The sequence below is a fragment of the Nocardia sp. Root136 genome, assembly GCF_001427185.1.
GTDB lineage: Bacteria > Actinomycetota > Actinomycetes > Mycobacteriales > Mycobacteriaceae > Nocardia > Nocardia salmonicida.
Map to the genome: position 1 here is coordinate 201,238 of NZ_LMFE01000012.1, position 18,886 is coordinate 220,123.

At 65.1% G+C, this 18,886-nt stretch carries 12 protein-coding genes and 1 pseudogene; 10 read left to right on the forward strand and 3 right to left on the reverse strand.

The window, feature by feature from the left end; genetic code table 11:
* Nucleotides 1-7: 7 nt before the first annotated feature.
* The 7 genes and pseudogenes from ASD42_RS30510 to ASD42_RS30535 all read left to right on the forward strand — a co-directional run bounded on the left by ASD42_RS30510 (nucleotide 8) and on the right by ASD42_RS30535 (nucleotide 8,770).
* A complete protein-coding gene (locus ASD42_RS30510; RefSeq protein ID WP_063893780.1) occupies nucleotides 8-850 on the forward strand; it encodes a thioesterase II family protein in 843 nt (280 codons plus the stop codon).
* A complete protein-coding gene (locus ASD42_RS30515) occupies nucleotides 847-1,896 on the forward strand; it encodes an SAM-dependent methyltransferase (RefSeq protein ID WP_056823186.1) in 1,050 nt (349 codons plus the stop codon). Before ASD42_RS30510 ends, ASD42_RS30515 begins: the two co-directional genes overlap by 4 nt.
* The gene (locus ASD42_RS30520; protein ID WP_056823188.1) at nucleotides 1,893-4,556 is read left to right on the forward strand and encodes a PEP/pyruvate-binding domain-containing protein; all 2,664 of its coding nucleotides are present in this window, start codon (nucleotides 1,893-1,895) and stop codon (nucleotides 4,554-4,556) included. The genes ASD42_RS30515 and ASD42_RS30520 overlap by 4 nt, the downstream gene beginning before the upstream one ends.
* 193 nt (nucleotides 4,557-4,749) lie before the next feature.
* Nucleotides 4,750-5,625, forward strand: a pseudogene (locus ASD42_RS35915) (beta-ketoacyl synthase N-terminal-like domain-containing protein); the annotation flags it as partial.
* A gap of 171 nt (nucleotides 5,626-5,796) precedes the next feature.
* The gene (locus ASD42_RS35525) at nucleotides 5,797-7,269 is read left to right on the forward strand and encodes a beta-ketoacyl [acyl carrier protein] synthase domain-containing protein (protein WP_235569892.1); all 1,473 of its coding nucleotides are present in this window, start codon (nucleotides 5,797-5,799) and stop codon (nucleotides 7,267-7,269) included.
* Between the two features lie 4 nt (nucleotides 7,270-7,273).
* Nucleotides 7,274-8,437 (forward strand): L-prolyl-[peptidyl-carrier protein] dehydrogenase, encoded by a 1,164-nt coding sequence (gene redW, locus ASD42_RS30530; RefSeq protein WP_056823194.1) that lies wholly within the window; start codon nucleotides 7,274-7,276, stop codon nucleotides 8,435-8,437.
* 15 nt (nucleotides 8,438-8,452) lie between these two features.
* A complete protein-coding gene (locus ASD42_RS30535) occupies nucleotides 8,453-8,770 on the forward strand; it encodes a RedY protein (RefSeq protein WP_056823195.1) in 318 nt (105 codons plus the stop codon).
* Here ASD42_RS30535 and ASD42_RS30540 read toward each other — a convergent pair.
* The 3 genes from ASD42_RS30540 to ASD42_RS30550 all read right to left on the reverse strand — a co-directional run bounded on the left by ASD42_RS30540 (nucleotide 8,755) and on the right by ASD42_RS30550 (nucleotide 13,040).
* Nucleotides 8,755-10,854: an MMPL family transporter gene (locus ASD42_RS30540; protein WP_056823329.1), complete on the reverse strand. Its 2,100-nt coding sequence runs from the start codon at nucleotides 10,852-10,854 to the stop codon at nucleotides 8,755-8,757. The genes ASD42_RS30535 and ASD42_RS30540 overlap by 16 nt on opposite strands.
* A 138-nt stretch (nucleotides 10,855-10,992) precedes the next feature.
* The gene (locus ASD42_RS30545) at nucleotides 10,993-12,138 is read right to left on the reverse strand and encodes a nitroreductase family protein (protein ID WP_063893771.1); all 1,146 of its coding nucleotides are present in this window, start codon (nucleotides 12,136-12,138) and stop codon (nucleotides 10,993-10,995) included.
* 14 nt (nucleotides 12,139-12,152) lie between these two features.
* On the reverse strand, nucleotides 12,153-13,040 hold the full coding sequence (locus tag ASD42_RS30550) for a 4'-phosphopantetheinyl transferase family protein (RefSeq protein ID WP_200950543.1): 888 nt from the start codon (nucleotides 13,038-13,040) through the stop codon (nucleotides 12,153-12,155).
* A 67-nt stretch (nucleotides 13,041-13,107) separates the two neighbouring features.
* Here ASD42_RS30550 and ASD42_RS30555 point away from each other — a divergent pair, with 67 nt between their 5' ends.
* The 3 genes from ASD42_RS30555 to ASD42_RS30565 are packed head-to-tail and all read left to right on the forward strand — an operon-like array spanning nucleotide 13,108 to nucleotide 18,847.
* A complete protein-coding gene (locus tag ASD42_RS30555; RefSeq protein ID WP_056823202.1) occupies nucleotides 13,108-15,156 on the forward strand; it encodes an AMP-binding protein in 2,049 nt (682 codons plus the stop codon).
* 1 nt (nucleotide 15,157) lies between these two features.
* On the forward strand, nucleotides 15,158-16,201 hold the full coding sequence (locus ASD42_RS30560; protein ID WP_056823204.1) for a 3-oxoacyl-[acyl-carrier-protein] synthase III C-terminal domain-containing protein: 1,044 nt from the start codon (nucleotides 15,158-15,160) through the stop codon (nucleotides 16,199-16,201).
* Between the two features lie 24 nt (nucleotides 16,202-16,225).
* Entirely contained in the window at nucleotides 16,226-18,847 is a 2,622-nt protein-coding gene (locus ASD42_RS30565) for an aminotransferase class III-fold pyridoxal phosphate-dependent enzyme (protein WP_056823205.1), read from the forward strand.
* The last annotated feature ends 39 nt before the right edge of the window (nucleotides 18,848-18,886 follow it).

Genomic DNA, 18,886 nt, shown 5'->3' on the forward strand with positions numbered 1-18,886 from the left:
CAAAGCCATGCCGACGGTGCCATTGGAGCTCCATACGCAACAGCCGGCACCGGACCCGAATGGTCTTTGGTTCCCCGGTGCTGGTGCCGGTGCCCGTCAGGCCACTATCCGGCTGGTGTGCTTCGCCCACGCGGGTGGCGCACCGTCGGTCTTCCGGGACTGGCCGGACCATCTGGGCCCGGATGTTCATATCGTTCCGATGTTGCTACCCGGGCGCGGGCTTCGCCTGTGGGAGCCTGCCTCGACCGATATCCGGGCACTGGCGCGCGAGGCCGCAGCGGCGCTGATCGATCAGGGGCTACTCGACCGCTACGCGGTGTTCGGTCACAGCATGGGCGCGCTGCTGGCCTACGAGTTGGCATGTGTCCTACGCGAGCTCGACGCGCCTGACCCCACACACTTTTTCGTTTCCGGCAGTCGTGCTCCTCACCTGTACGGGACCCCACTCGGCGCAGAACTGTCCGATGACGAGCTCCTGGCCTGGGTTCGGGAGCTGGGTGGACTACTCGGTTCCGGTGCGAGATCACAGTTCGACCGTCGGCTCCCCACCCTGCGCGCGGACCTGCGTGCTTGCGAGACCTATCGCCCACAACCCCGGCCGCCGCTGGAATGTCCGTTGACCGTGTTCTCCGCCGCGGGTGACCGTCTCGCCGGGCCGGAGCAGGCCAGCCAGTGGCGCCGGTACACCACCGGCTCGATGCGTCGGGGCCACTTCCCCGGCGGCCACTTCTATCTTGTCGGCCCGCACCGCTTCAGCTTGCTCCGCGAGCTGCGGGACGACCTCACCCGCTATACGCCCGCCCCCGGATCGACGGCCCCGGCCCGCAATCGCCGAAGGATGCAACCATGAAACTCTCCACGCTGACCAAAGCACATGCCGCGGGCAGCCTGCCGCTGCTGTTGTCGCTGGCAAGGAGCTTCGCTACTCCGCTGTACCGTGCGAGTTTTCTCGTCGCGGCGCTGGACCAGGGTGTGCTGCAAGAACTCTCCGGCGCCCCGCGGGACCTCGATGCCATCGCCGACGCAATCGGGATTGTGGGTGATCGCCGGCTGTTGGGCGCGTGGCTCGATCTTGGTGTGCGGCTCGGCGAGCTCGGGATCTCTGAGGGCCGCTATCGGCTGTCCAGCCGCCGAGCCAAAGCGCTGGCGCGGCCCCGCAACGACGCGGTCGCCGCCGCGCTGGAAGAGCTGGTGCGCTTTCATCTTCCGGTCCTGCTGAACGGGCCCGCCATGGTGCGTAGCGGCGCCAGGTTGACGATGTCGGATCAGGACGGCTCGATCATCGCCCGGTCCAGCCGGATCGTGCAGCCGTTCCTCGAGGAAGCGGTCGAAGGCGTGCTGGCTCCAACCGGGCCGGTACGCCTGCTGGAAATCGGTTGCGGCAGCGGGGTGTACGTGCGCCACGCGGCATCGCTCAATCCCGGTCTGACCGCCGTCGCCATCGATTATCAGGCCGAGGTCGCCGCAGAGGCCGCCGCCAATCTGGCGCTGTGGGGCTTGGCGGATCGCGTCGAGGTCAAGTGCTCGGATGTGCGCGAGTTCGCCTCGTCTGAACTGTTCGACATCGTCACGATGCACAACAACATCTACTACTTCGCCGTCGAGGAGCGCACAAAGCTGCTCGAGTGCGTGCGATTGCTGCTGAAACCCGGCGGGCGACTTCTGCTCACCACCGCGTGCAGGGGTGGAAATCTCAGCACCGAAGTGCTCGGCCTGTGGTTCGAGTTCGCCGACTTCGGCGGCCCGCTGCCCGCTGCCACCGAGCTGGCCCAGCAGCTGACAGCCGCAGGTTTCGCCGATGTCGAGGTGCGCCGCCTGATCCCCGGCGAGCAGTTCTGCTCGTTCGCCGGACGTAATCCGTCATCGCAGACTGACACCGAGGAGCTCCTGTCATGACTGCCACCCGCCAGACCGCGCGTGACTTGATTATCGTCCTCGGCGAACCGGGGCTGGTATCCCCGCAATCGTTGGGCGGCAAAGGAGCTCGCCTCGACGAGATGATCCGGACCGGGCTGCCGGTGCCGCCGGCTTTTTGCCTCACCACGGAATTGTTCGATCGCTTCCGGAGCGAGATCGGTCTCGATGACCGAGCGTTGGCAGGCGCGCCCGAAGCCATCAGAGCTCGTCTGCTGGCCGCCGAGATTCCCGCCGAAATCAGGGAAGCCATCCTCGATGCCTACACGGCACTGGGCGCACCGCGCGTCGCGGTGCGATCCTCGGCTTGCCGCGAGGATTCGGCCGCGCAATCCTTCGCCGGGCAATACGACACCGTGCTGGATATCTCCGGCGCCACGGCGGTTCTCGAGGCGGTCAAAGCGTGCTGGGCGTCGCTGTGGTCTGACCGTGTGGCCGCCTACCGCGGTGCCGACGCTGCCGGTTCGATCGCTGTGGTGATCCAGCAGATGGTTCAGGCCGAGGCCGCGGGTGTGCTGTTCACCCGGGATCCGATCAGTGGGCGCACCGACCGCTTTGTGGTGGACGCAGTGTGGGGACTCGGAGAAGGACTTGTCTCGGGACGGGTGAGCGCGGACTCGTTTACGGTTGATCCGGCCGGAGGGCGTGTGACCGACCAGAGCGTCCGATACAAGGTCACCAAGACTGTGTCAGTGGCGCCGGGCATCGTGGAGCTGGTCAGAGTCCCCGAGGAACTGCGCGGCGTTGCTTGCCTGTCGCACGAGCAACTGGCCGGACTCGCCGCACTTGCGGTGCGGGTACGCGAGCAGTACGGCGCAGAGCAGGACATCGAATGGGCGGTGCAGGGCGGCGCGCTGTATCTGCTGCAGACTCGGCCCATCACCGTTGAGCCGCCGAAGCCCTTGTGCCGCAGTCCTTACCGGGAGCAGCAGCTCGACGCTGTGCGGCAGGGCACTCTGTGGTCGAGGATGGATATCGGTGAGATCTTCACCGGTGTCATGACACCACTGGGCCTTTCGTTCTCCGAGTATTATCAACACAACGTGCACAGTGATTGTGTGCGGGCTACGGGTGTGCGTGATACCGGCGACATCGCCGGGCAGATGGGGTACCTCCAAGGTTATGTGTACTTGAATGTCTCCTACACCAGCTACCTGCTCAGCCAGAGCATCGGGACCAAGGATGAGAAGCGCATTACCGCGCGCTTCGCGAGCGAGGATGTCGACCAGGCCGCGTATCGAAATCCCTTCGGCAACTATGGCTCCGTTGTCCGCATGGCCATGTCGACCGCCTTTTGGGGCAGGGCGACCGTCGCCGAGCTGCGCGACATGCGCAAACGCGCGCGCCGGATGGCCGACGCGCGCATCGTCGAGTTCAACCGAGCCCGTGCCATCGACCTGACAGCGCTCGACCGCCACACATTGCACGCCGAAATGCAGCACCGCCTGAGGTTCTTCCACGACATGCACGTCGGCTACATGCCGTACTTCATCAACGCCTTCACCCTCTACGGCGTGCTCGAGACGATGTGCGGCACATGGCTCGGCGCGGCGGGGGAGCGTCTGCAGAACCGCTTGAAGACCGACATGTCGAACTTGCGCACCGTCGCGTCCGCGCGTGAAGTGTGGGAGCTCGCCCAGCTGGTGCGCAAGCGCCCCCGGGTGCTTCGGATCATCACCTCGGGTTCAGCCGGCGATGTCGCTCAACGGTTGCGTGCCGACCAGGCGGGCCGGGTGTTCTGGAAGACGCATATGGAGCCGTTCCTGCGGGAGAACGGTGTGCGGGCGCAGCAGGAGATGGAACTCACCCATCCGCGCTGGATCGATGATTTGTCCTACGTGATCAAGATGATTCGCCGCTATGCCGAGGATGGATTCTCCTTCGATGACGCCATCGAATCCGCCTCCGGCTCCCGCACTGACGAGGCAGCCGGAGCCATCCGAAGGCTGCCGCCGATCAAACGCCGGGCGCTGAAATCGGTGATCGCGCTGTACGAGAAGTGCAGCTCCCTGCGCGAGGTCGCCCGGATGTCGATGATCACGTCGGTGTGGCTGGTGCGCGAGATCGTCTACGAGGTGGGCGCTCGATTGGTCGCGGCGGGGGTGTTGCGCTCGCTCGACGAGGTGGCCTACCTCAACTTCTCCGATGTACTGCGCTACCTGGCGAGCGGGGACGATCCCCACGAGATATTTCCTCGCACAGCGATCGACGAAGCCCGGCGCACTTTCCAGAACTATGCCCGCTTGCCCGCGCCGCCGATGAGCTTCGTTGGCGAATGGGATCCCACCCGTCCTGGATCGCCGATCCCGGACGGCCTACGCCTCGAAGGGCTCGGCACCAGCCCCGGCACCGCTGTCGGGCGTGCCCGCGTCGTACAAGATCTGGCCTGGCAGGCTGACGAATTCGAGGCCGGAGAGATCCTGGTGACGCGCTATACCGACTCGTCGTGGACTCCGCTGTTCGCAATCGCGGGCGGCATCGTCACCGATATCGGTTCGATGCTGTCGCACTCCGCGATCGTGGCACGCGAATTCGGGCTGCCATCGGTCGTCAATACCCACCATGCGACCGCCGTGATCAGAACCGGCGACCTGATCATGGTCGATGGCGACCGCGGTGTCGTCGAGATCATCGAGGAGTGAGACGGCTATGCGTAATGAGCCCATAGCTATCGTCGGGATGGCGGGTCTCTACCCGGCGGCTCGTGGCATCGAGCAGTTCTGGCGGCTGCTCGCTACCGACGAACCGGCCGCCCCGCCTTCGAGTCTGGACGAACTGGACATCGATGTCAGCGCGTTCCGGATCCCGCCGGTGCAGCGCGGTTCGATGAGCAGGATGCAGATTCTCATGCTCGAGGCTGCTGGGCAGTGCCTCGCCGATGCTGGATATCCGGACCGTCCGCTGCCGAGCGAACGCACAGATGTCATTGTGGGCACCTGTTTCGGGCTCGACCGCCAGTACGCGAACGCACTACGCATCGACGGTGCCCGCTACGCCCGGGAACTCGAGCGCGCCGCGGCGGCCGATCAGGATGATCGGGTCCGTCGCGTCGCCGGTCGGTTGAGCGGAGAGCTGCGCGCCGGCCTTGCTTATCGCCTGGGTGCCTCGCGCCACGATCGGGTGGGCGAGATGGCGAGCACGATCCCGGCGCGTATCGCGGCGACCTTCCAGCTGCTCGGCCGCACGATCGCACTGGAATCTGCCGATGCGTCCTCGTTCGTGGCGATGTACGCCGCGATCACGAATTTGCGCGCGGGGGCCGCTGATGCGGTGCTGGTGGTGACTGGTCAGCGCCGGGAAGGTTCGCTCGTCGAAGAAGCGTTGGCCGCAAAAGGTCTCAGTACAGGCCACGATGGGAGTTTCACGCTCTCGGACGGTGTCGGTGCGCTCCTGCTCAAACGCCAGTCGACCGCCGTGGCGGACGGCGACCGCGTCTATGCCTCGATTCTCGACTGCGTCCTTCGCCATGAACCTCACCGTGGCGCCTTCCGTTACTCGACGACGCCAGAGGAACGGTTTCTCCTCGCCCAGCAGTGCCACCTGGACACCGCGGTCGACCCAGCGGCGGTTCGCTATGTCGAAAATGTGGGACCGGGGATCGCGGCCGTCAGCGCGGCCGATGTCAAGGGGTTCGGTCAGCTGCTCGGTGATGCGTCGGCGGCCACAGTAATCTTCGGTAGTGCCATAGAGCGACTTGGACACACTTTTGCGAATGCGGGACTTGCCGGTGTCACCACGGCCGCTCTGGCGCTGCATCACCGCACAATCCCGCTCCAGCCCGTCGGCAGCCATTCAGGTATCATATCCAGCCACGAAAGCTGGCCTGCCGAACCGGAATCCGGATCCAGATACGCGGCGGTGTGTGGATCCAGCTTGGGCGGCATGCTCAGCTATCTATTGCTCGAAGGCCGCGCCACACCCAGAGCCGGGACCACCGTGCGCCTCCAGTCGGCGGCGAGCGACGAACCGATCGCGATCGTCGGGTTCGGCGGGGCCTTCGCCGGGTCTGACGACGCGGAGAGTTTCTGGGCTGACAGCCGCTCCGGTCGCGGCGGTGTCGGCAAGGTACCGGAATCCGTGCTCGATCGCGACCTGTACTTCGCTCCCGGCGAAATCAGGCTGACCCACTGCTATTCCGAGATCGGTGCGGCCATACGGATTCCGGATCGGCCACCTGCCGCGCTGCGGATCCCACCGCGCCGCTATGCGGCGATGGACCCAGCGCAGCGCATCGCGCTGTCGGTGGCCGGCGAAACCCTCGCCCGATACGGGCGGACTGCAGCGCTGCGCCAATGCTCCGGGGTTGTGGCGATCGGGAGCACGCTGTGCCTGGCGACGGAGCGTAAGCGGGCCGGTGAGCGGTCGTTCCACGAACTCGAATCGGCCGCAGCCGAGGTCGAAGCGTTCGCGGACTTGCCCGCGGCTGCGCGCACCCGAATTCTTGAGCGCGCCCGCTGCAGCTACGCCCCGGAGGGCGAGCCGCTCGTGCCCGCAGATCTGGACGGCTGGCTCGCTAGCGGAGTGGCGGGGGTCATCGCCAGCGAATACCGGCTTAGCGCTGTCCCTATGGTTGTCGAGGCCGCGTGTGCGTCGGCTTTGGCGGCGATCGACCTCTCGGTCAGCGCCTTGCGAATGGGCCGAGTCGATTTCGCCCTGACCGGGGGAATCGAATTGGCCTGCACACCACGCGATCTAGTGCTCTGCTCGGCACTCGGCCTGTTGTCGCACACCAGGATCACCCCGTTCGATACCGAGGCCGACGGATTCAGCCCCGGCGACGGCTGCGCGCTGTTCCTGCTCAAACGTCTCTCGGACGCGCGCCGCGACGGTGACGAGATCTTCGGTCTTATCCGCGGCGTCGGCGCCGCCAACGACGCGAAATCACTGATCGCCCCCGACGTCGACGGCCAGGTCCGGGCCATGCGGTCCGCCTTCGCTCAGGTGGACTACGAGCCCGCCGCGGTGGACTATCTCGAGGCGCACGGGACCGGAACCCGGGTGGGAGATCGGGTCGAAATCACCGCCACGGCAGGTGTTTACGCTGCTGCACCGCAGCGGGCTCGCCCGCTAGTGATCGGTTCAGTGAAGGCTTTGGTCGGGCACACTTTCGCGGCCGCGGGCGGCGCAGGATTGCTGCACGCGCTACAGGCCATGCGCGCGGGCATGTTTCCACACAATGCCCACCTGACCACGATCAATCCGGAGTTGCCGCTACGGGACATCCCCGCAGTGTTGCCGCGCGCATCGACACCGTGGCCGTCGAAACCGGACAGGCCACGGCGGGCGGGTGTGAGCTCCTTCGGCACTGGCGGCATCAACTATCACCTTCTCCTCCAAGAAGACGGGCAGCGCTGACCCAATGAACTTCGATCTCCCATCTGATACCGAGACCATGTGCGCGGCGCTGACAGCCTTCGCGCGCCGCGACCTCGGGGGTACCGGAACCTTTGTGCCCCAAGACTTCCGGCGGCGCTGGCAGCTCGCCGGCCGACAGGGGATCCTCGGCGCGACCGTGCCCGAGGAGCTCGGCGGCAGCGGCCTGGACGCCGTGTCGGCGGTCGCGCTGATGGAAGCCCTCGGAGTCGGGACCGCCGACACCGGATTCGGTTTCTCGGTGGCAGCACACCTGTTCGCCTGTCTGATGCCGATCGTCGAATTCGGCACGCCCGAGCAGCGGTCGCGCTGGCTGCCGCGGTTGAGTTCCGGTGAATTGATCGCGGCGCATGCCATCACCGAACCAGAAGCAGGCTCCGACATCTTCGCCATGCGCGCCACCGCCGAGCGGCGTGGTGAGGGTTATCTACTCAACGGCGTCAAGGCATTCGTCACGAACGCGCCCATCGCCGATGTGTTCATCGTCCAGGCTGTCACCACTCCCGGTGGGGGATTCTTCGGGCTGACCACCTTCATCGTCGAAGCTGGGACGCCGGGGCTGACCACGGGCCCGGCCTATGACAAGGTCGGCCTGCGCGGCTCGCCGACCGGCGAGGTGCACCTGGACGAGGTCCGCGTGCCCGCGGATTGCGTGCTCGGCGGCGAGGGGGCCGGTGCCGCGGTGTTCTCCGATTCCATGAAGTGGGAGCGCACCTGCCTGTTCGGCGTCTATCTCGGCGCCATGCGGCGGGTGCTCGACAGCACCATCGAATTCGCCGGTGAGCGCATGCAATTCGGTTCTCCCATCGGCGAGTTCCAAGCGGTGAGCCATCGCATCGTCGACATGGTCATGCGCCTGGAGTGCGCGCGGTTGCTGCTTTTCAAGGCGGCCGTGGACTTGACCCGGGGCGGCGCGGGAGAGTTGGTGTGGCCGGCGCTGGCAAAGATCGCGGTCAGTGAAGCGGCGGTGCAACTGGGTTTGGACGCTATCGGTGTGCGTGGCGGCCTCGGCATCGCCGACGGGGAGGCCGAAACGCTACTCCGTGACGCACTGCCATCGCGAATCTTTTCCGGCACCAACGAGATTCAGAAGAACAACGTGGCGCGCGCACTAGGGCTCGGCCGACGCCGGCCCGCCCAGCGGCGCTGAGAGGGGATTCAGGTCATGCAGGTCATCGTTCATCTCATCCAACTTCATCCCGGAGTCGACCCTGCGACCTTCGAATCATGGGTGCGGACAATCGATTACACCACCTGTCCACGACTGCCGAGCGTGCGTGCCTTCAGTGTGCAGCGCTCGGCCCACCGCCCGGGCGAACCCTGGCACTATTTCGAGATCATCCAGGTGACCAGTCAACCCGACTTCGAAGCCGATATGCGCACGTCGGCTTTCGCTGGACTGGTGGCCGCCTTCGACACGATGGCGACGGTAGTGCAGGAGTTCGCCGGGCTACGTCTGGACCCCGGCTACGCGGCTACCTGATTATCCCGGGACCGGTGCCCAGCGCGGGGGAGCACGCGGTCCAAACCTGCGGGCAACCACCAGTTCCAGTCACCGAACAGCTTGATCAGCGCGGGTACCAGCACGAGCCGAACCAGGGTCGCATCGATGGCGATGGCGATCGCGAGCGAGAAACCGAACTGTTTCAGTTCGGGCACCGGGGCGATGAGGAAGCTGCCGAACACCGCGACCATGATCGCCGCCGCCGCGGTGATCGGACGTGCGGTGTGCTCGATGCCGACGGCGATGGCCGAGTCGGTGTCGTGCCCGTCTTCCCAGGCTTCCTGAATGCGTCGGATGAGGAAGACCTCGTAGTCCATGGACAATCCGAACAACAGCACGAACACCGTGATGGGGATATAGACCTGCAAGAACCCTGGGCTGGTAAAGCCCAGTAGCGCCGCGCCATAACCCCATTGGAAGACCGCGACGGTGAGACCAGTGGCCGCCGCGGTCGCGAGCAGATTCATCAGGACGGCTTTGATCGGCAGCGCGACACTTCGGAATATCACCAGCAGGAACAGCAGTGACATGCCGAGAACCAGCGCGACGACCCAGGGCAGCTTCTGTGTGGTCTCGTCGGACAGATCGACGAAGCCCGCAGTTGCCCCGCCGACCAATACCCGGGTGCCCGGCATATCCGCGGCCAGGTCGTCACGGATATGCCGTACCAGTGCGATCGCTTCACCGGAGTCGATGGCCACCTTCGGCACCACGTTGAGCAGCATTCGATTGTCGTTGATCAAAGTCTCGATGTCACCGACGCGGTGGTCCCCGGCCAGGTTTGTCGCAAGGCGCTGGGCCTGCTGCTGGCCCCCGGCGTCGAGCGCGCCGTCGCTGGGTCCCGTGATGACAACCTGAACCGGGGACACTGCGCCGGGGTCGAACGAACGGTCGAGAACGAGCTGCGCCTTGGCCGTCGGATGGTCGCCCAACGACGCGGTGCCGAGGTCGATGCCGTAGCGCAGGCTGCCGATCGGGATCGCGGCCACCAGCAAGATGGACCCTGCCGCCGTCGCGAACAGGACGGGGCGGCGCATCACCAGATGAGCCCATCGTGCCCACCGGCCATGTGCGGCGGCGGAATCCGAACGCGCATCGGCAGGACGCCACCGCAGTGGCAATTGCCACTTGTTTACTCGATGGCCGAGGACGCCCAGGATCGCGGGCAAAAGCGTCAGCGCCGCGATCAGGGTGCAAACCACCGATACGAGAACGCCGGTGCCGACCTCCCGGAAAATCGGCGAGTCCATGATGAAGAACGAACACACCGAAATGCCCACCACCACACCGGAGAAGGCGATGGTGCGGCCGGACGTTGCGACAGCGACACCAGTGGCTTCCGCGATTGCCGCAGGGGCGGGTCCGGTGATCCGGCGCCGGGCCAGTTCTTCGCGGAACCGGCTGACGATGAACATCGCGTAGTCGATGCCGATTCCCGTGCCGATCATGGTGACGATGGTGATCAGGAAGGCGTCGAATGTCAGCGCGTAGCTGAGCAGGTAGAGCACGCCGAAGGTCAAGGTGAGCCCGGCGATGGCGAGCAGCAGGGGTAACGCGGCGGCCAGGACGGCGCCGAAGGCCAGCACCAGGATCACCAGTGCGAGCGGCAAGCCGATCGATTCGGCCTCGGTGGTCGCCGCGGTCTCGACTGCGGTGAGATCGTTGGTGATCGGCGAGAAGCCAGTCACATTCGCCGTCACTCCGGCCCCCGTGGCGCCGGCGACCGCCCGCTGCAAGGCGGCTGCGCGCGCGGGCAGCGAGCTGGCGTCACCCTCCAGGGCCACCAGCGCCAGCGCCGCGTGTCCATCGCCGGACACCTGATTCTTCGCGATCGGATCGAACGGGCCGATCACGGTGACCACACCGGTTTCGGCGCGCGCCGCCGCCAGCACCCGGTCGACGACCGCCCGTCGGCCCGGATCGGCGATACCGCCGTCCGGGCTGTCGAACACGATGACGTCCTGCTCGTTGCCCATGCCGGCGAAGTACCGCTGGACCAGCGCGGACGCCTGCGTCGACGCGGCTTGGTCCACCCCGTAGTTCGGCGCCTTCAGCTGGCCCATCAGGAGCGGTAGAACTGCGCTGCACGCGATCAGCAGCACAACCCAGGCTGTGATTACCAGGCGACGGTGGTGTGCCATCAGGGCACCCCAGCTGTGGTGTCTCATCCGTTGTCTCTCGCTAGTGGGGGCGCGTGCTGGTCAGAGCGCACGCAATGATGCGGCTGGATCCCGTCGGGGCGACGGTGGGAACTGTTGCGTCGAATAGCCAAGGCGTGCAACGAAAAACACCCGTCCTGCCATCGAGAAATCGGTCCGCAGCCGAGCCAATAGGTCCGCGTGCTGGATGACGACGCTGATCGGGTGCAGGACCAGACCCACGTCGGTGGCCAGCAGCCAGAAATCGGTGAGCAGCTGCCCGGCGGCGAGCATCTCGTCGTCGTCGGCGGTTGTTTCCGGCAGGCTCAGCATCAACACCGCTGGGGAATGCCGGACGAGGGCGGCGAGTTGCCCGGCGAGAATTCGCGGAAACCCGGTCGCACGCAGTGCCCGCATGGTGATGGGCGCCAGCGCGATACGGCGAAGCAGAGTTTCGCGTGGAGAGAGCGGGCCGAACAGGTGCTCGAAGGTGAAGCCGTCGCCGCGTTCCTGTGCCTCGGCTTCGCTACGGCGGATGAATGAGTGTGTTTCCCGCCATGCTGCGGGGTGCGTGAAGTCCCGGCCGGCGTGGCGGGCGATGAAGCGTGCGAACCGGGTTCGATCGTCCTCGGACGACAGAACCCGGATATCAAAGCGCTGGGAACTCGGCGTGCTGCGCCGGACCAGCGTGTTCAGGATGGCTGAGGGGATGGGCTTGTCCAGGTAAGGCCCACGATCGGTGTGTCGCGCCTCGGCGAGATCCCGGAGCCGCGTGAGGGACTCGGTCTGTTCGCTGGCGCGCTCGAGCCGGACCAGTCGTAGCGGACGCCAGTCCGCGGGCAGCCCGAACACGCCGAGGTCGGCGGCGGACGCCATCACACCGGCGCGCACGATCCAGCCCTGGGCGGCCAGTGCCCGCAGCAGCAGTCGCCAGTACAGCCCGCAGCTGAGCTCCATCTCCGCGTGATGGGCGGGAAGTGCTGTTAGCTCACGGACACGATCGGCAGCGAGCAGCAGGAACTCGGCGTCGGTCTCAGTGTCGCCGCACAATACGGCAGCGCGGCGGCGGCCCAGGTCGCTGACCACGTACGCCAATCCCCACGGCTGACTGTTGTGCGAGGACGGTGATCGGGTCGCGATGTCCGCAGCCGCCGTCAGCGCTGTGCTGAACGAAATATCTTCCCGCCGAAGGGAACTCCGTACTGTCATGCTCGTCTCCCGCTCTACCAGACCAATGCCAAGGAGTAGTCCGCACACTCGACCGCCCATGCATGTCGTGGCCATCGGCCGGCGGCGGCCACACTCCGCAAGTTCGAACCCGCCGTCCACTGGAACGCGCCGTCGGCTTGCCACCCGGTCAGTCGCACCTCGCGGGGATCGACACGCAGGCCGAACCCGAAGTATTTGAGTACGGCCTCTCGGCACACCCACCGCAGTGGCGTCCCCATCGTGTCGAGCCGCGAGGGCCCAGGTTCCGCAGTCCCTAACTCGGCCTCCAACAGTGGCGAGAATGTGCGGTTGCGCTCCAGATCGATACCGACCGGATCGGACGTGCACGCGGCGACGGCAAGGCCGCCGGAGTGCGAAATACTGATCCCCACAGGTGAATCCACTACCGGCATGCCCGCGCGTAGGCCGGTGTCGATGGTCCGCACCACGATGGTGCTGGTGGCGTCGAGGAGACCGAAGTGCTTCCGCCGGTAAGCCTGGACCGCATGCTTGGCTGCCACCCGTCCTGCCAGCCACTGGGCGCGCCGCTTGGGAATCGGCAACGCCGCCGCTTGGGCCGCCTCCGAAGCGGACATGTGGGGCGCCGGGGCCGACAAATTTATCGACACGACAGCAATAGTCGGCCCGTCGGCAATATGGGAAATACACAATGGCCGCGCAGGATCCAGCATGCAGTACTCGCGAAGCGGCATTTTCGAATTCTCCAGTATCTGAATGGTGTCATTATCGATGCGGCCGCTGACGATTCCGCTGACCGACGGTTGACGTACTGTGCCCGGTTGCCGCAGGGAAGCTCGATCCTCGTCAGGATTTCGGAAAATGTTGACGCGCTGTTGATTCCGTGGGTAGCTTGACCGGAGTTCGTCCGAATCGACTATCAATAACGGTCCCTATTCTGCGAGTGTTCGATTCGTCGAATAAAGATTGGGCCGTCAAGTAGGGGCTGGCATGAAGACCTTGTCCATGGATTCCGTTGTCGTCGCGCGAAACTGGGTCGAACTCGTCAGCGCGAGAGCTCAGCAATTCGGTGATCGCACGGCATATACCTTCCTCGATGAGGACGGTCGGGAATCCGCCGTACTGACCTACCGCGGGTTGGATCGGCGCGCGCGGGCGATCGCGCACACGCTCACCACACGCTGCGCCCGCGGCGACCGGGTTCTGTTGCTGTACCCGGCCGGACTGGACTATGTCGCCGCGTTCTTCGGCTGCCTCTACGCCGGCGTGATCGCTGTGCCGCTGTATGAGCCGACGCGCACCCGGACCGAGCAGATCGCCGCAGTCGCGCAGGATTGTGCCGCAGTCGTGGTGTTGACCACGTATGACATCGACCAGTCATTCGCGAGCGGGACTCAGCATGCGTTGGCTGCCCTGCCGCGGATCGCCACTGACACCCTGCGCGACATCGATGATCCGCACCCGGCGACCACGGCGGTCGATGGCGCCACCGTCGCCTACCTGCAATACACCTCTGGTTCGACGGCCACGCCCAAGGGCGTGATCATCGATCACGTCATGGCGTTGCACCAGTGCGCAGACATGGCCCATTGCTGGCAGGTCGCGCAGGACGACACCATCGTGTCGTGGCTGCCGCACTTCCATGACTTCGGACAGGTGACTGCGATTCTGCTGCCTGTTTATGTGGGGTGCAGCGCGGTGCTGATGGCTCCGTCCACCTTCGCCAAGAATCCGATCCGCTGGCTCGACGCCATCACCGTTTATCACGGAACACATAGTGGCGCACCGAATTTCGCGCTCGACCTGTGCGTTGACAAGACAACACCGCATCAGCGTGCCGCGTTGGATCTCAGTAGCTGGCGGGTGTTGAGCAATGGGGCCGAACCTGTGCACAAAGCCGCGCTCGATCGTTTCCAGGCCACGTTCGCACCGTGCGGGCTCGGCGGGACCACCCTGACCCCCGGGTACGGCCTCGCCGAGGCGACCCTCAAAGTGACGTGTGGCGACGTGCGCGGCCAGCGCCTTGCGGTTCGCTTCGATCGACAAGCGCTCGGGCTAGGCGAAGCCGACCCGACCACGGCGGAGGACGGCGTAGACCTGGTCGGTCTCGGCGTCACCGCCTTGTCCACCGAGCTCGCCATCGTCGACCCGGCGACCGCATCACGTGTGCCCGACCGCCGGGTCGGCGAGATCTGGGTGTCGGGGCCGGCTGTTTCGGCCGGCTACTGGCAGCGACCGGATGAGACCGACGAAACCTTCGGTGCCCGGATCAGTGGCGAGGACAACTTCTGGCTGCGGACCGGCGACCTCGGTTTTGTGTACGCGGGCGAGATGTTCATCTGCGGTCGCGTGAAGAACATGATGATCGTCAACGGTGTCAACTACTACCTCGAGGACATCGAGGGGACCCTCGCCGGTCACGACGCGCTACGTGCGGGCAGCGTCTTAGCTTTCGGCATCGAGAAAGACCGGAGGGAAAGCCTGGTCCTCGTGGCCGAGTATCGGCCGGAAGGCGGGGCTGAACCGGCGTCGCTGGCCGCTGCGATGGCCGAGCTCGTCGCCTTGCGGCACGGCATCGCCCCGGTGACGGTCGTCCTGATCGCCCACGGCACGATCCCGCGCACTACCAGCGGAAAACTGCGCCGACAGCAGTGCCGCAACGACTTTCGATCTGGCGAACTATCCGAGATATACCGTTGGGAAGGCGTGAGCACCACGATGAAAGAAGACACCACAGAGCCCGTTGCCTCGGATTCATCCGTTGTGCCGAACATGAGCGAGCTCGTGCGGCTCGGCTTGATCGAACAAGTGCGGACCTGGCTGGATAACCGCCCGGGTGCCGACAGGTGCGCACTGGACCTGAGCCGATCGCTCGCTGAACACGGCCTCGGATCGATCGACCATGTCGATCTGCACGAGAGGCTCGAGACCTGGGCGGGTAGACGGTTCTCCCCGGAACTGATGTGGGATACGGGAACCGTTGAAGACATGGTGGCAGCCATCGCCCGTGTCCTGAGTCCTGCGCCCGCGGGGATATGAGATGCGACTTCGTTCTGTAGCGGCAGGCCTGCCGTCGCGCACGGTGACCAACGCGGACATCCTCCGCATGATCGCCGAACACAGCTCGGGCGGTTTCGAAGGCAATCTCGACGAAACGTTGCGCGTGATCGAAGGCCTCCTTCGCTACACCGGCTCGGCCGAACGGCGCTGGCTCGACGTCGGCGAGCGCCCGATCGAGCTGCTCCGAAACGCCACGAAAACCGCGTTGGAGCAGGCGGAGGTGCAGGCCGGTGAGGTCGATCTGCTGATCTACACCGGTATCGGGCGCGGATTCATCGAACCCGGTGGCGCCTACCACTGCGCCACCGCACTCGGGTTGGGGGAGCCGGACTGCTTCGACATCATCGACGCCTGCATGAGCTGGACGCGTGCCGTGCAGGTGGCGGAATCATTGATGCGGGCGGGCCGCTACCGCACCGCGGTGATCGTCAACGCGGAGTTCAGTTTACGGATGGGCGGGATGGTGTTCCCCCACCTGTTCACCTTGTCCAACCAGGAAGCGCTCGCCTCGATCTTCCCGGCCTACACCCTGGGGGAGGCCGCGACGGCGACCGTGCTGAGCGCCGATGACGATGAGCCCTGGGATTTCCGGTTCGTCTCCCGTCCTGACCTGGCACCGCTGTGCAACGTGACGTTGCCGGGGTACGAGGGCTTCTGCGAACCGTCGGACAAACTGGCCGCCAACGGTGTCGGGTACTTCAGCTCATTCGGGGCCGAGATGCACGAGGTCGGCATGGTCGAAGCGCTAGGCGTCTTCCGGAGTCTCGACGTGGATCCCGAGAAGGTGTCCGCACTGTTCACCCATGCCTCGAGCAAGCGGCACTGGCAGATGATGGCAGACAGCGTCGGGCTCGGCGAGGCGATCCATCACGTCTACCCCACGACCGGCAACCTCGTGTCCGCGTCAGTGCCGACAGCGATGGCCTCGGCGATCGCAACCGGTGCGCTGCAGCGTGGTGAACGCGCGGTCGGTTGGGTCGGCAGTGCCGGAATGTCTTTCGGTGCTTTTTCTTTCGTCTACTGATGATCATCAGAAACGGGTAGTCACATGTTCAGACATCTCGCTAAGGCTGTGGGCTACGCCGCGCTCGGCGCTGCTGAGTACTCGATCGGTTCGGTGCGCCTGCATCGACAGGACAGTCGGGAGGAGCGGCGTGCTCACGCGATCGTCGACTTCCTGTTGCGGATGGGTCCGATTTACATCAAGATCGGCCAGATCGCGGCGACCAGATCGGATCTGCTGCCCGAATCCTGGATAGACACCCTGCGTGTGTTGCAGGACGACACCCCGCACATGAGCGAGGACCGAACCCGGCGGGCCGTCGAGCGTGAGATCGGCGCCCCACTGGCATCGCGGTTTCGTTCGTTCGACCTGGTCCCGATCGCCAGCGCCTCGGTTGCCCAGGTTCACATCGCCGAACTGATCGACGGCCGTAAGGTCGCGGTCAAGCTCGTCAAGGACTCGGTGCCCGCTCAGATCCAGAGCAGCCTGCGTTCGCTGCGCAGCGCGGTGAGGGTGGCCCACGCTGTGGCCTGGCCGGTGCGGTACTTGGATATGCCTACACGATTCGACGAAGTAGCCAGGTTGCTGCGGCCGCAGGCCGATATGAATCACGAAGCTACCCAACAGCGACGTATCCACGCGAACTTCGCGGGGCACCCGTTCGTGAAAGTGCCCGCGGTGTTCGACGAATTCGTCACCGAGCGAATGCTGGTGATGGAGTACATGGCGGGCATTCCAGGCAAGGACGCCGCCACAGTGGGATTTCCGCCCGAGCGCCTCGCACAGCGGTTGCAGGACGCGATCTACACGATGCTTTACATGCACGGCATCTGTCACGGGGATCCGCATCCGGGCAACGTCATGTTCACCACCGATGGTGAGGTGATCCTGGTGGACTACGGTGTCACCGCCGAGCTTACCGAGGATGAGAAGTGGGGCCTGTCCTCGTTTTACTACGCCTGCAGCCGCAAAGAATGGAGTGTCGCCGTTGAGCGGTTCACTCGGCACTTTGTGGTCGCCGCGCCGACCCTGGCCGAGTATCGCGCTGCATACGACGCAGAAATGGTGCAGGTGTTGCGCCAGCATTTCGATATCTCCAACAACCGATGGTCGACTGTCGCCTACTTCAACGACGTCAATTCAGTACTGCGCCGCTATGATTCGCAATACACGACCACGTTCACCAAGGTGGAGTTGGTTTTCCTGTCGGGTGAGGGTTTCGCGACCCAGATCGACCCGGGCATCGATATCTGGTCGAACGCACGAAAATTCACCGATCGCTACTCGCCGTACATGAGCGCCGAGGTGGAACAGCGGTTCGAGACCGAATTCCAGGAGCAGATGCCCGCGTCGCTGGCCATGCGCGATCGCGCGCAAGCGACGCTCGTCGCGCCGACGCACATCGACCGCTATTTCTTCCCCAGTAGTTTTCCGGTGTTCGTGGCTGAGGCTGCCGGTGGCAGCGTCACCGATTGCGATGGGAACACATTTCTCGACCTGTCCGGTGGCTACGGGCCACACCTGCTCGGCTACGCGCATCCGGTGATCAACGCCGCGATCGCAAGCGGGCTGGACAAGGGACTGGTCAACGGCATCGGCAACACACCGGAGCTCGAGCTGGCCGAAAAGCTGGTCGGTGCCTTCCCTTCCGCCCAGAAGGCGGTGCTGTGCAATTCGGGCACCGAATCGGTTCTGTTCGCCATTCGGATGGCGCGCGGTTACCGGCAGCGGACCCGGGTGGCCAAGTTCGAAGGGCACTATCACGGCTTTTCCGACCAGGCGATGGTGAGTTCGTGGTTCCGGTTCTCCGGTGCCAAGGATCGGCCGGAGCCGGTGGCCGGCACGCTCGGCAGCGACCCTGCCACGGTCGCGGGCACCGTCGTGTTGCAGTACGGAGACATCTCCGGCCTGGATCGGCTGCGCGCAGAGGCCGACCAACTGGCATGCGTTCTCCTCGAGCCCATGCCGACCTCCGTCGTCACTCTGAACGTGGAATTCCTACGGGAACTGCGTGCCCTGTGCACCGAGCTCGACATCCCTTTGATCTTCGACGAGGTGGTCTCCGGTTTCCGGGTGGCCTACGGCGGCGCGCAAGTGCTCGCCGATGTCCACCCCGATCTCACCTGCCTCGGCAAGGTAATCGGCGGCGGTCTGCCGTGCGGGGCGGTAATCGGCAAGCAGTACCTGATCGACATGGCCAAGAGTTCGCAAGATCCGTTCTACGACTACGAGAACAAGGTGTTCGCGGGCGGCACCCTGAGTGGCAATTCACTTACCTGCACCGCAGGGCTCGCGGTGTTGAATCACCTGGACAGCCATCCCGAGATCTACCCCCAGCTCGAAGAGAACACCCGGCTGCTCGCGCAGCTGATGCGTGAGGCGACGGAGTCGCGGGGGATCGCCTGCCGGATCAACGCCGAGCACTCGATCTTCTCGCTGAACTTCAGCCACCGCCCCGCCGGCCTTTACCGAGAGAGGATGGCGGGCAGCAACTTCAAGGCCACGATCGCGCTGGCGTACTACATGCGCAAGCACTACGTCTACCTACCTGAGATGCACAGCTTCTTGATCAGCGCCGCACACGATGTCGAGGATCTCGGCCAGATCGCGCAGGCTTTCGAGAAGAGCCTCGACGAAATGCTTGCCGACCAGCTTTTCGTCACCTAGGAGTGATGGCGGACGGCTCAGCGTGGCGCCGTCGGACCA